Annotated in this window: 2 protein-coding genes; both read right to left on the reverse strand. The window is 73.5% G+C overall.

What is annotated here, in order from left to right:
- Positions 1-23: 23 nt before the first annotated feature.
- Positions 24-13,715, reverse strand: a complete 13,692-nt coding sequence (locus tag AMK13_RS40690) for a type I polyketide synthase (RefSeq protein WP_074006517.1) — start codon at positions 13,713-13,715, stop codon at positions 24-26.
- A gap of 45 nt (positions 13,716-13,760) precedes the next feature.
- The coding region (locus AMK13_RS40695; RefSeq protein ID WP_143204777.1) for a beta-ketoacyl reductase at positions 13,761-15,039 on the reverse strand (1,279 nt) is incomplete at its 5' end.

A 15,039-nucleotide genomic window follows, 5' to 3' on the forward strand; every position in this document is an offset into this window, starting at 1 on the left:
TGGCGCCGACGGTCCCGGCATGGTCAGTCGAAGTCCGGGTCGTCGAGCTCGTCCTCCAGGAGGGCGAACAGCTCGTCGGCGGTGGCCTCCTGGAGAGCGCGCTCGTCGGCCTCGCCCGTCCCGTCCGCCCCGGTCTCGCGGACGGCGCGGAAGCGCTGGGTCAGCGCCTCCAGGCGGGCGACGATCTCCGCGCGGGTCTCGTCGTCCGACGGGGTGAGCCCGGCGGCCAGCCGCTCGAACTCGTCCAGCACGGCCGTGTGGCCGACCAGTTCCCTCCCGGTCAGCTCGGTGATCAGGAAGTCCGCCACCGCCTCCGGGGTCGGGTGGTCGAAGACCAGCGTCGACGGCACCCGCACCCCGCACGCGCTGTTCAGGCGGTTGCGGAGCTCGACGGCGGTCAGCGAGTCGAAGCCCAGCTCGCGGAACGCCCGGCTCGCCATGATCTCGTCCACCGAGTCGTGGCCGAGGACCGCGGCGGCGTGCGTCCGCACCAGCTCCACGACGGTCCGGCGCCGCTCGGCGGCCGACAGGCCCGCCAGGCGGGCGGCGAACTCGTTGCGCTGGTCGTCCTCCGGACGGCCGGAGGAGGTGTCCTCCTGGGCCTCGGGGATGGTGTCCAGCAGCGGGCGCGGGCGGGCGGCCGTGAAGACCGGAGCGAACTTCTCCCACTCGACGTCCGCCAGGGCGATGAACGTCTCGTCGTCGGCCAGGATCTCGCCGAGCGCCGTCAACGCCCGGTCGGTGTCCAGGAAGTTCATGCCCTGCCGCAGCAGCCGGTGCGGGGTGACGCGACCGGGCGCCTGGTCCATCGCCGCGTCGACCGCGTTCCAGTCGCGGGTGTTCCAGACACCCCAGGCGATCGACGTCCCGGGCAGGCCCCGGCCGCGACGGTCCTCGGCGAGGCCGTCCAGGAAGGAGTTGCCCGCCGCGTAGGCGCCGTGGTCGTTGCTGCCCCAGGTCGCCGAGATCGACGAGAACATCACGAACTCGTCGATGCCCAGGTGCGCCGTCGCCTCGTCCAGGTGGACGGCGCCGGCCGCCTTCGCGCCCAGTGCCGCCGCCAGGCCTTCGCGGCTGGTGTCCTCGAGTCGGGCCAGGTACGGCGTGTTCGCCGAGTGCAGGACGGTGGACAGGCCGGGGCCGGAGTCCTCGATCCACGCCACCATCGCCGTGACCTGCGCACGCTCCGTCAGGTCGCACGACACGACCTCGACGGCGGTACCCGCAGCCGCGACGGTGGCGGCCAGCGCCGCCACCCCGGGCGCCGCCGGACCCGAACGGGAGGTCAGAACGACCCTCGGCGTACCGTGCTCAGCAAGCCAGGGGCCGACACAGACACCGATCGAGCCCGTACCGCCGGTCAGCAGGACCGTCCCCTTCGGGCTCCAGGCCCCGGCCTTGGGCCGGTGCTCCTCTGCCCGCACCAGACGGCGCAGGAACACACCCGACGGACGCAGCGCGACCTGGTCCTCCCGGCCGTGCGCGAGCACGCCGGCCAGCCGGGCGGCCGCCTCGACGTCCACCACCGGCGGCAGGTCGACCAGACCGCCCCAGCGGTCCGCGTGCTCCAGGCCCACGGCCCGGCCCAGACCCCAGACCTGGGTCTGGATCGGACTGGTCGTCACCTCGCCGGCGGCGACCTGCACCGCGCCACGGGTCAGCACCCAGAGGGGAGCGGCGATCCCGGCCCGGCCCAGCCTCTGCACTAGGTCGAGGGTGTCGGCGCTGCCGCGCGGAACCCACCCGAACTCGGCGTCCGGCGACTCGTCCAGGGCCAGGAGGGACACCACGCCCTGGACATCCGCACCGGCACCGGCGATGGCCTCATCGAGGCCCTCGAGCGTCGTCCGCACGACCTCGGCGCCACGACCCGCCAGCCCGTCGGCCACCGCACCGGCGTCCGGCGCGTCCCCGACCAGCAGCCAGGGCCCGGACAGGACCGCCGAACCGCTGATGGCGGACGGCTGCCAGGTGATCCGGTAGCGCCAGTCGTCCACCGACAGCTTCGTACGCTCCACCGCCGGGGCCTCGGGCCAGTAGCGGCGCCGCTGGAACGCGTAGGTCGGCAGCGCGACGGTCGTACCGCCGCCGAGCACCGACACCCAATCGACGGGGGCGCCCTGGACATAGGCCTCGGCGAGCGAGGTCAGCAGGCGCTGCGCGCCGCCCTCGTCGCGTCGCAGGGTGCCTGCGACCACCGGGGAGCGCTCTTCCAGGCTGTCGGCGATCGCGGGGGTCAGCACCGGGTGCGGCGAGACCTCCAGGAACACTCCGTGGCCCGCGTCGCCGAGGATCCGCACGGCGCGGTCGAACTCCACGGTCTCGCGCAGGGACGCGTACCAGTAGTCGGGGTCCAGCTCCGGGCCCGAGAGCCAGGCGCCGGACAGCGCGGACACCATGGGGATCCGGGCCTCACTCGGCGTGATGCCCTGGAGAACCGAGAGGATCTCCTCGCGCAGCTCGTCCACATGCGCGCTGTGCGACGCATAGTCGACCGGGATCATCCGGGCGCGCGGGGACTCCCCGCAGGAGTCGGCGAGTTCGCGCAGCGCGTCCGCGTCACCGGAGACGACCGTCGCCGACGGGCCGTTCACCGCCGCGACCGACAGGCGGGAGCCGTACGGAGCGATCCGCGCGCGCACGCCGTCCACGGGCTCGGCGATCGACAGCATCCCGCCACGACCGGCCAGCACCTTCAGGGTCTTGCTCCGCAGAGCCACCACCTTGGCGGCGTCGTCCAGGGAGAGGATCCCCGCGACGGCCGCAGCGGCGATCTCACCCTGCGAGTGACCCAGCACCGCGTCCGGAGCGACACCCGCCGCCTCCCACACAGCGGCGAGCGACACCATCACCGCCCACAGCGCCGGCTGCACGACATCGGCGGCCTCAAAGCCGTGCCGGCCCGCCAGGACATCGTCCAACTGCCAGTCCACATAAGGCGCCAGAGCCGCAGCACACTCGGCCAGCCGCGCCGCGAAGACCGGCGACGACTCGGCCAACTCACGCCCCATGCCGACCCACTGGCTCCCCTGCCCCGGGAAGACGAACACCGTCCGCCCCACCCCGCCAGGAGCCACCGAACCGGTCACCACACCGGACGCCGGCTGCTTCGTCGCCACCGCCGCCAGACGCTCAGCGATCTCGCTCCGCTCGCCACCGAGCACCACGGCCCGGTGCTCCAGCGCCGCACGCGTCGTCGCGAGCGACCACGCGACGTCGCCGACCGGCAACTCCGGCCGCGCCAGCACGTGTTCACGCAGTCGACCCGCCTGCCCCGCGAGCGCCGCAGCGCTCTGGCCGGAGACCGGCCAGGCCGACGTCCCACCGGCGAGCACCGGAAGCGCCTCGGCTTCCAGCTCCTCGGCTTCGGCGTCGGGCGCCTCCTCCAGGATGAGGTGGACGTTGGTGCCGCTCACGCCGAAGGCCGACACCCCCGCACGGCGCGGCCGCTCGCCCGCCGGCCACCGCACCGCGTCCTGGAGCAGACGGACGTTGCCCGTCTCCCACTCCACGTGGGTCGACGGCTGGTCCGCGTGCAGGGTCTTCGGCAGCATACCGTTTCGCAGCGCCATCACCATCTTGATCACGCCGGTGACGCCGGCGGCGCACTGGGTGTGGCCGATGTTGGACTTCACCGATCCCAGCCACAACGGCCGGTCCTCGTAACGCTCCTGGCCGTACGTCGCCAGCAGCGCGCCCGCCTCGATCGGGTCACCGAGCGAGGTGCCGGTGCCGTGGGCCTCCACCGCGTCGACGTCGGAGGGCGACAGCTGGGCGTTGGCCAGCGCCGCGCGGATCACCCGCCGCTGCGAGGGACCGTTGGGCGCCGCCAGACCGTTCGACGCGCCGTCCTGGTTCGCCGCACTGCCACGGATCACCGCCAGCACCTGGTGGCCGTTGCGCCGGGCGTCCGAGAGACGCTCCAGCAGCACCATGCCCGCGCCCTCGCCCCAGCCGATGCCGTCGGCCTCTTCCGAGAACGCCTTCGACCGGCCGCTGGAGGCCATGCCGCCCTGGCTGCCGAACTCCATGAACGCGCCGGGCGAGACCATCACCGCGACACCGCCGGCCAGCGCCATCGAGCACTCGCCCGACCGCAGGGCGAGCATCGCCTGGTGCATCGCCACCAGGGAGGACGAGCAGGCCGTGTCCACCGTGATGGCGGGGCCGGTCAGGCCCAGGCAGTACGAGATCCGGCCCGAGGCGACGGCGGACACCGTACCGATCAGCCGGTAGCCGTCCAGGCTCCGGTCGTCGGCCGGCAGGCTCGCGTCGTAGCCGGCGTGGCTCGCACCGACGAAGACGCCGGTCGCCGAGCCGTGCAGCGACTTCGGGTCGATCCCCGCGCGCTCGATCGCCTCCCAGGACGTCTCCAGCAGCAGCCGCTGCTGCGGGTCCATCGCCAGCGCCTCACGCGGACTGATCCCGAAGAACCCCGCGTCGAAGTCGGCCACGTCGTAGACGAATCCGCCCTGTCGGCGGTACGCCTGCCGCTGGCCGAAGCCCTCCTCGACGGCTTCCCAGCCTCGGTCGGTCGGGAATTCGCTGATCGTGTCGGTCCCCGCGACGAGCAGGTCCCAGAACTGGTCGGGCCCCGTCACACCGCCCGGGTACCGGCAGCCCATGCCGACGATCGCGATCGGCTCGCCGATCGCCGCGGCCACGACCTGGACCGCGCCGTCGGCCTGGGCCGTCTGGCCGCCGGTGCCGACGAGTTCGCCCCGCAGGTAGTCCGCGAGGGCGGTGGCGTTCGGGTGGTCGAAGACCATCGTGGAGGCCAGCTTGACACCGACCTCCTTGGAGAGGCGGTTCCGCAGCTCGACCGCTCCGACGGAGTCGAAGCCCAGCTCCTTGAAGGCCCGTTGCGGCAGCACGTCGTCCGCCGACTCGTGGCCGAGGACGGCCGCCGCGTGACCGCGCACCAGGTCGGTCAGGACCTGGCGCTGCTCAGCGGCCGGCATCCCGGCCAACCGGCTTGCCCACGCGCCGACTTCCTCGGTGGTGGACTCGACGGCAGCCTCGGCGGCCAGGACCGCACGGACGTCGGGCAGGTCCGCCAGCAGCCGGCTCGGCCGGTGCAGGGTGTAGGTCGGCACGAACTGCGGCCAGTCGAAGCCGGCCACCACCATCGCACCCTCGCCGGCGTCCAGGACCTGGCCCAAGGCCAGCATGCCCCGACGTCCGTCGATGCCCTCCATGCCGAACTCGCGCAACCGGTCGCCACCCGAGCCGGCCGCCATGCCGACGCCGGCCCACAGGCCCCACGCGACCGAAGAAGCCACCAGGCCACGGGAACGGCGGTCCTCCACCAACGCGTCCAGGTGCGCGTTCGCCGCCGCATAGCCAGCCAGAGCGCCGCTGCCCCACACGCCCGCGCCCGACGAGAACAGCACGAACGCGTCGAGATCCCGACCCGCCGTCAACTCGTCCAGCACCATGGCGCCGCCGACCTTCGCCGACAGCAGCCGCGACAGCTCGGCCACCGACAGCTGCTCCACCGGTGTCCGCCCGCCCGTCCCGGCCGAGTGGACCACCGACGACAGCGCCGGACCCGTCGCGTCGATACGGTCCAGGATCTCCGCCACGGAGGCGCGGTCGGCGATGTCACACGCCACCACGTCGACTGCCGCACCGCGAGCTGCGATCGAGGCCGCCAACTCCGCCACACCGGCGGCACCCGGACCCGAACGGGACGTCAGCACGACCCGCGCCGCGCCACGATCCGCCACCCACTGGGCGGTGATCGCACCCACGCCACTCGTACCGCCCGTCACCAGCACGGAGCCACGCGGCGACCACGCCTCACGCACGACCGGACGGCCGGCACGCACCAACCGCCGCGCCACCACCCCGCCCGCACGCACCGCCACCTGGTCCTCATCCCCGACCAGGACGGACGCCAGCCGCGCACCCGTACGCGCATCCACGACAGCCGGCAAGTCGATCAGCCCGCCCCAGCGGCCCGCCAACTCCAGCGCCGCGACGGCACCCAGACCCCACAGCTGCGCCTGGACCGGCCGCACCGCATCACCCGCGACGGCCCGCACCGCACCCTGCGTGACCACCCACAGCGGAGCGGACACACCGAGCCGCCCAAGCTCCTGGACCAGCGCGACCGTCGCGGCGAGACCGCCGGGAACCAGCGGGAACGCTTCCTCCGGCGACTCGTCCAGCGCCAGCAGCGAGACCACACCCCGCAGGTCGGAGTGCGCGGCCACCGCAGCGGCGACACCGTCCGGAGTCGAGCGGACGACCCGCGCACCCGGAAGGTCCAGCGCCTCCGCGACCGCAGCCGCGTCGGTGCCGTCCCCGACCAGCAGCCAGGTCCCGGCCAGGACCCCGTTGGACTCGCCCACCGGCGCCCACGACACCCGGTACCGCCAATCGGCAACCGCCGAGCCGGCCCGCTCACGGCGCCGCCAGTCGGTCAGCGCACCCAGCGCGGCATCCGCCGGGTCCACCCCGAGCAGATCGGCGAGAGCCGTGACATCACCACTCTCCACGGCGCTCCAGAAGCCCGCCTCCGCACCGGTGGCCTCGCCCACTTCGGAACGGCGGCCGTCCAAGGCGGGCCAGTAGTGGCGGTGCTGGAACGCGTAGGTCGGCAGCGCGACGGTCGTACCGCCGGCCGTCACCGCCGCCCAGTCGACGGGGGCGCCCTGGACGTACGCCTCGGCGAGCGAGGTCAACAGGCGCTGCGCGCCGCCCTCGTCGCGTCGCAGGGTACCGACCACGACCGGGGACAGCGCCTCCAGGGCGTCGCCGATCGCCGGGGTCAGCACCGGGTGCGGCGAGACCTCCAGGAACACGCCGTGTCCCGCGTCGCCGAGGATCCGTACGGCGCGGTCGAACTCCACGGTCTCGCGCAGGGACGCGTACCAGTAGTCGGGGTCCAGTTCGGGGCCGGACAGCCACGCGCCGGTCAGCGCCGACACCATGGGGATACGAGCCTCGGTCGGCGCGATGCCCTGGAGCACGGAGAGAATCTCCTCGCGCAGCTCGTCCACGTGGGCGCTGTGCGAGGCGTAGTCCACCGGGATCATCCGGGCACGCGGCGAATCCCCGCATGCCTCGGCGAGTTCGCGCAGCGCATCCGCGTCACCGGAGACCACCGTCGCCGACGGACCGTTCACCGCCGCAACCGACAACCGGGAACCGTACGGGGCGATCCGCGCCCGGACACCGTCCACCGGCTCCGCGATCGACAGCATCCCGCCACGACCCGCCAGCGCCTTCAGGGTCTTGCTCCGCAGAACGACGACCTTCGCCGCGTCCTCCAGCGACAGGATCCCGGCCACAGCGGCGGCAGCGATCTCACCCTGCGAGTGACCCACCACAGCGTCCGGAGCGACACCCGCCGCCTCCCAGACCGCAGCGAGCGACACCATCACCGCCCACAGCGCCGGCTGCACCACGTCAGCAGCCTCAAAGCCGTGCCGGCCCGCCAGAACGTCGTCCAACTGCCAATCCACATAAGGCGCCAGAGCCGCAGCACACTCGGCCAGCCGCGCCGCGAACACCGGCGAGGCCTCCGCCAGCTCGCGACCCATCCCGACCCACTGACTGCCCTGACCGGGGAAGACGAACACCGTCCGCCCCACCCCAGCGGCCGCCACCGAACCGGTCACCACGCCCGCCGCCGGCTGCCCCGTGGCCACCGCCGCAAGACCCGCCGCCAGCTCGCCCCGCTCGCCGCCCAGCACGACCGCACGCTGCTCGAACACCGATCGCGTCGTGGCCAGCGACCACGCGACGTCGCCCACCGGCAGCTCCGGCCGCGCCAGCACGTACTCGCGCAGCCGACCCGCCTGGCCCGCCAGCGCGGTCGCGCCACGACCGGAGACCGGCCAGGCCACGCCTGCCGCCCCGGTGAGTACCGGGTTCTCCTGGCCCGCCGGCCCAGCCGCCGCCTCGACGGCCGCCGGGGCCTCCTCCACGATCAGGTGGACGTTGGTGCCGCTGATGCCGAAGGCGGACACACCCGCCCGGCGCGGCCGCTCGCCCGCCGGCCACTGCACCGCGTCCTGGAGCAGACGGACGTTGCCCGTCTCCCAATCGACGTGCGAGGACGGCTCATCCGCGTGCAGGGTCTTCGGCAGCACCCCGGCCCGCAACGCCAGCACCATCTTGATCACACCGGCCACACCGGCAGCCTGCTGAGCGTGCCCGATGTTCGACTTCACCGAGCCCAGCCACAACGGCCGGTCCTCGAACCGCTCCTGGCCGTACGTCGCCAGCAGCGCACCCGCCTCGATCGGGTCACCCAGCTCCGTACCCGTCCCGTGCGCCTCGACCACGTCCACGTCCGCCGCCGACAGCTGCGCACTCGCCAACGCCGCCCGGATGACCCGCCGTTGGGCCGGGCCGTTGGGGGCGGACAGGCCGTTGGAGGCGCCGTCCTGGTTGACGGCGCTCCCCCGGAGAACGCCGAGCACCTGGTGGCCGTTGCGGCGGGCGTCCGAGAGGCGCTCCAGCACGAGCATGCCCGCGCCCTCGCCGATGCCCATGCCGTCGGCGCCCTCGCCGAAGGCCTTGCAGCGGCCGTCGGAGGCGAGCGCCCGCAGGCGCGAGAAGCCGACGAACTCGGCCGGGTCGGCGATCACCGTCACGCCGCCGGCCAGCGCCATCGAGCACTCGCCCGACCGCAGGGCCTGGCCCGCCTGGTGCAGCGCGACCAGGGAGGACGAGCATGCCGTGTCGACGGTCACCGCGGGCCCGTTCAGGCCCAGCGTGTACGACACCCGGCCGGAGAGCACGCTCAGCGCGTTCCCGGTGATCAGGTGCGCCTCGGCGCCCGGGACGGTGGCGCCCGTCGCGATGTAGCCCGACGACGCCGCACCGATGAACACGCCGGTCGCCGAGCCGTGCAGCGACTTCGGGTCGATGCCGGCCCGCTCGACCGCCTCCCAGGAGGTCTCCAGCAGCAGGCGCTGCTGCGGGTCCATGGCCATCGCCTCGCGCGGGCTGATCCCGAAGAACCCGGCGTCGAACTCCGCGGCCCCGCTGAGGAATCCGCCCTCCACGACGTAGGTCGAGCCCTCGGCGTCCGGGTCCGGGTCGAACAGCGCCTCGATGTCCCAGCCGCGATCGGCCGGGAACGCGCCGATCGCGTCCCCGCCCGCGACCAGGAGGTCCCACAACTCCTCGGGAGTCCGGACACCACCGGGGTAGCGGCAGGCCATACCGACGATCGCGATCGGATCGGTCGACACCGCCGCCGCCGTCACGGCCTGGCCCTCGTCCGCGTCCGTGCCGAACAGCGCGGCCAGGATCTCGTCCGCCAGCGCCGAGGCGCTCGGGTGGTCGAAGATCACCGTGGACGGCAGCCGCAGGCCGCACGCGGTGTTCAGGCGGTTGCGGAGCTCGACGGCGGTCAGCGAGTCGAAGCCCAGCTCCCGGAACGCCCGGCTCGCCACGATCTCGTCCACCGACTCGTGGCCCAGCACCGCGGCCGCGTGCGTCCGCACCAGTTCGGTGACCGTCCGGCGCCGCTCGGCCGCCGACAGGCCGGCCAGCTGGAGCTCGAAGTCACCACGCCCGTCCTCGTCACGACGGACCGTCGTGTCCTCCTGGGCCTCCGGAATGGTGTCCAGCAGCGGGCGAGGCCGCGCGGCCGTGAAGACCGGCGCGAACTTCTCCCACTCGACGTCCGCGAGGGCGATGAAGGTCTCGTCGTCGGCCAGGATCTCGCCGAGCGCGGTCAGCGCCCGCTGGGTGTCCAGGAAGTTCATGCCCTGCCGCAGCAGGCGGTGCGGGGTGACGCGGCCGGGCGCCTGGTCCATCGCCGCGTCGACGGCGTCCCAGTCGCGGGTGTTCCAGACGCCCCACGCGATCGAGGTCCCGGGCAGGCCGCGGGCCCGACGGTCCTCGGCAAGCCCGTCCAGGAAGGAGTTGCCGGCGGCGTAGGCGGCGTGGTCGTTGCTGCCCCAGGTCGCCGAGATCGACGAGAAGAGGACGAACTCGTCGATGCCCAGGTCGGCCGTCGCCTCGTCCAGGTGGACGGCGCCGGCCGCCTTCGCGCCGACCGCGACGGCCAGCTCCTCCCGGCTGGTGTCCTCCACCCGGGCCAGGATCGGCGCGTTGGCGGAGTGCAGGACGGTGGAGAGGCCGGGACCGGTGTTCTCGATCCACGCCACCATCGCCGTGACCTGCGCACGCTCCGTCAGGTCGCACGACACGACCTCGACGGCCGAGCCGCCGTTCGCCACGGCGGCGGCCAGCGCCGCCACGCCGTGCGCCGACGGGCCGGAGCGGGAGGTCAGAACCACCCTCGGCGCGCGGTGCTCGGCAAGCCAGGGGCCGATGCAGACGCCGATCGAGCCGGTGCCGCCGGTCAGCAGGACGGTGCCGCGCGGGGACCAGTCCTCCGACTCGACGCGACGGGCCTCGGCCCGCACCAGGCGGCGCAGGAACACACCCGACGGCCGTACGGCGACCTGGTCCTCACTGCCGTCCGCGAGGACGCCGACCAGACGAGCGGCCGCATCGGCGTCCAGCACCGGCGGCAGGTCGACCAGACCGCCCCAACGGTCCGCGTGCTCCAGGCCGACCGTACGACCGAGACCCCAGACCTGGGTCTGCACCGGGCTGGTCGTCACCTCGTCGGCGGCGACCTGCACCGCGCCACGGGTCAGCACCCAGAGGGGAGCGGTGGTCCCGGCCCGGCCCAACCTCTGGACCAGGTCGAGGGTGTCGGCGCTGCCCCGGGACAGCCACGCGAACTCGGCGTCCGGCGACTCGTCGAGCGCCAGGAGCGACACCACACCGCGCACGTCCCCGCCCGCTCCTGCGATGGCCTCGTCGAGGCCCGCGAGCGTCGTCCGCACCGCCTCGGCGCCACGCGCCGTCAGCGCCTCGGCGATCGTGGCCGCGTCGGGGGTGTCGCCGACCAGCAGCCAGGCGCCGGACAGGTCCGCCGGGCCGCTCGCGGCAGAGGGCTGCCAGGTGATGCGGTAGCGCCAGTCGTCCACCGACAGCTTCGCGCGCTCCACCGCCGGGGCCTCGGGCCAGTAGCGGCGCCGCTGGAAGGCGTAGGTCGGCAGCGCGACGGTCGTACCGCCGCCGAGCACCGACGCCCAGTCGACGGGGGCGCCCTGGACGTACGCCTCGGCGAGCGAGGTCAGCAGGCGCTGCGCGCCGCCCTCCTCGCGCCGCAAGGTGCCTGCGACCACCGGGGAACGGTCCTCCAGGCTGTCACCGATCGCCGGGGTCAGCACCGGGTGCGGCGACACCTCCAGGAACACGCCGTGGCCCGCGTCGCCGAGGATCCGCACGGCACGGTCGAACTCCACGGTCTCGCGAAGCGACGCGTACCAGTAGGCCGGGTCCAGCTCGGGGCCCGCGAGCCATGCACCGGTCAGCGCGGAGATCATCGGGACCTGCGCCTCACGAGGCCGGATCCCGTCGAGGACGGTCAGGATCTCCTCGCGCAGCTCGTCCACGTGCGCGCTGTGGGACGCGTAGTCCACCGGGATCATCCGGGCACGCGGCGAATCCCCGCATACCTCGGCGAGTTCACGCAGCGCGTCGGCGTCACCGGAAACCACCGTCGCCGACGGACCGTTCACGGCCGCGACGGACAACCTGGAACCGTACGAAGCGATCCGCGCGCGCACACCCGCCACCGGCTCGGCAATCGACAGCATCCCACCACGACCAGCAAGGGCCTTCAGGGTCTTGCTCCGCAGAGCGACGACCTTGGCGGCGTCGTCCAAGGAGAGAATCCCCGCGACGGCCGCAGCGGCAATCTCACCCTGCGAGTGACCGACCACGGCATCGGGAGCGACACCGGCCGCCTCCCACACCGCCGCGAGCGAGACCATCACCGCCCACAGCGCCGGCTGCACGACGTCAGCGGCTTCGAAACCGTGCCGACCAGCCAGAACATCGTCCAACTGCCAGTCCACATAAGGCGCCAGAGCCGCAGCGCACTCCGCCAGCCGAGCCGCGAACACCGGCGAAGACTCCGCCAGCTCACGCCCCATGCCGACCCACTGACTGCCCTGGCCGGGGAAGACGAACACCGTCCGCCCCACCCCGGCGGCCGCCACCGACCCCGTGACCACACCCGCCGCCGGCTGCCCGGTGGCGACAGCCGTCAGCCCCGCCGCCAGCTCATCCCGGTCCGCGCCGAGCACGACCGCCCGGTGCTCCAGTGCCGCACGCGTCGTCGCGAGCGACCACGCCACATCGCGGACCGACAACTCCGGCCGCTCCGCGACGTGTTCACGCAGCCGACCCGCCTGACCGGCCAGCGCCGCCACGCTGCGACCGGAGACCGGCCAGGCTACACCCGCCGCCCCGGTGAGCACCGGGCTCTCCTGGCCCGCCGGCTCAGCCGCCGCCTCGACGGCCGCCGGGGCCTCCTCCACGATCAGGTGGACGTTCGTCCCGCTCACACCGAACGCCGACACACCCGCCCGACGCGGCCGCTCGCCCGCCGGCCACGCCACCGGTTCCTGGAGCAGCCGCACGTTCCCGGACGTCCAGTCCACGTGCGAGGACGGCTCCTCGGCGAACAGCGTCCTCGGCAGCACCTCGTGCCGCAGCGCCATCACCATCTTGATCACACCCGCCACACCGGCCGCGCACTGCGAGTGCCCGATGTTGGACTTCACCGACCCCAGCCACAACGGCCGCTCCTCGTAACGCTCCTGGCCGTACGTCGCCAGCAGCGCGCCCGCCTCGATCGGGTCGCCCAGCGTCGTACCCGTGCCGTGGGCCTCCACCGCGTCCACGTCGGAGGGCGACAGCTGCGCGTTGGCCAGCGCCGCGCGGATCACCCGCCGCTGCGAGGGACCGTTCGGCGCGGACAGGCCGTTCGACGCACCGTCCTGGTTGGCCGCACTGCCACGGATCACCGCCAGTACCTGGTGCCCGTTGCGCCGGGCGTCGGACAGGCGCTCCAACAGCACCATGCCCGCGCCCTCGCCCCAGCCGATCCCGTCGGCCTCCTCCGAGAACGCCTTCGACCGGCCGCTGGACGCCATACCGCCCTGACGCCCGAACTCCATGAACGCACCCGGCGACACCATCACCGCGACACCGCCGGCCAGCGCCATCGAGCACTCACCGGCCCGCAGCGCCAGGATCGCCTGGTGCATCGCCACCAGCGAGGACGAGCAGGCCGTGTCCACCGTCACCGCCGGACCGGTCAGACCCAGGCAGTACGAGATCCGGCCCGACGCCACGGACGACACCGTACCGATCAGCCGGTAGCCGTCCAGGCTGGCGTCCTCGACGGGCAGGCTGGCCTCGTAACCGGCGTGGCTCGCACCGACGAAGACGCCGGTCGCCGAGCCGTGCAGCGACCGCGGGTCGATCCCCGCGCGCTCGATCGCCTCCCACGAGGTCTCCAGCAGCAGCCGCTGCTGCGGGTCCATCGCCAGCGCCTCACGCGGACTGATCCCGAAGAACCCCGCGTCGAAGTCGGCCACGTCGTAGACGAATCCGCCCTGCCGGCGGTATCCGCCCTGGTTGTCGAACGCCTCCCAGCCGCGGTCGGACGGGAACCCGCCCACCGCGTCGACACCGTCGGCCACCAGGTTCCAGAACTCCTCGGGACCGACCGCCCCGCCCGGGTACCGGCACCCCATGCCCACGATCGCGATCGGCTCGCGGGCGCCGGACTCCAGCTCCTTGACCCGCTCACGGGTTTCGAAGTGCTCGGCGGCCAGCTTCCTCAAAGCGTCGAGCAGCTGCTTCTCATCGGCCATCGTGGGTCCTCCTCGACGTCGTCTTGATCTGAGCACCGGAGATCATCACGACGCCCCCAGTTCCTTGTTGATGAAGTCCAGAACCTCGTCGGCCGAGGCTTCGTTGAGCTGTCCGGCCACGGTCTGCCGGGTGGCGGCGGCGCCACCGTCCTCCGCGCCAGCGCCGGGGGCGCCGCGCCGCATCCACCGGGACAGCAGGGTCTGCATGCGCTCGGTGATGTCCTGGCGCGCGTCGGCTCCCCCGTCGACGGAGTCCAGTTCGGCGGCCAGCCGCTCCAGGGTCTCCAGCACCGGATCGCCGTCGTCCGCTCCGCCGGTGCCGACCAGCTCACCTCGTACGTAGTCCGCGAGGGCGGTGGCGTTCGGGTGGTCGAAGACCATCGTGGAGGCCAGCTTGACACCGACCTCCTTGGAGAGGCGGTTCCGCAGCTCGACGGCTCCGACGGAGTCGAAGCCCAGCTCCTTGAACGCGCGTTGCGGCAGCACGTCGTCCGCCGAGTCATGGCCGAGGACCGCGGCCGCGTGGCCCCGGACCAGGTCGGTCAGGACCTGGCGCTGCTCAGCGACCGGCATCCCGGCCAACCGGCTTGCCCACGCGCCGACTTCCTCGGTCGTCGTGGCGACGGCGGCCTCGGCGGCCAGGACCGCACGGACCTCGGGCAGGTCCGCCAGCAGACGGCTCGGCCGGTAGAGGGTATAGGTCGGCACGAACTGCGGCCAGTCGAAGCCGGCCACCACCATCGCACCCTCACCGGCGTCCAGGACCTGGCCCAGCGCCAGCATGCCCCGACGCCCGTCGATGCCCTCCATACCGAACTCACGCAACCGCTCGCCACCCGAGCCGGCCGCCATGCCGACGCCGGCCCACAGGCCCCACGCGACCGAAGAAGCCACCAGACCACGAGAGCGGCGGTCCTCCACCAACGCGTCCAGGTGCGCGTTCGCCGCCGCATAGCCAGCCAGAGCGCCGCTGCCCCACACACCCGCGCCCGACGAGAACAGCACGAACGCGTCGAGATCCCGACCCGCCGTCAACTCGTCCAGCACCATGGCGCCGCCGACCTTCGCCGACAGCAGTCGCGACAGCTCGGCCACCGACAGCTGCTCCACCGGTGTCCGCCCGCCCGTCCCGGCCGAGTGGACCACCGACGACAGCGCCGGACCCGTCGCATCGATACGGTCCAGGACCTCCGCCACGGAGGCGCGGTCGGCGACGTCGCACGCCACCACGTCGACTGCCGTCCCGCTAGCCGCGATCGAGGCCGCCAGCTCCGCCACACCGGCGGCACCCGGACCCGAACGGGACGTCAGCACGACCCGCGCC

It is taken from the genome of Streptomyces sp. CB02056 (assembly GCF_001905545.1).
Lineage (GTDB): Bacteria > Actinomycetota > Actinomycetes > Streptomycetales > Streptomycetaceae > Kitasatospora.

Bases quoted from the DNA above. Each gene is read 5' to 3' on its own strand.
- AMK13_RS40690 (WP_074006517.1), bottom strand. From the start codon at position 13,715: ATGGCCGATGAGAAGCAGCTGCTCGACGCTTTGAGGAAGCTGGCCGCC.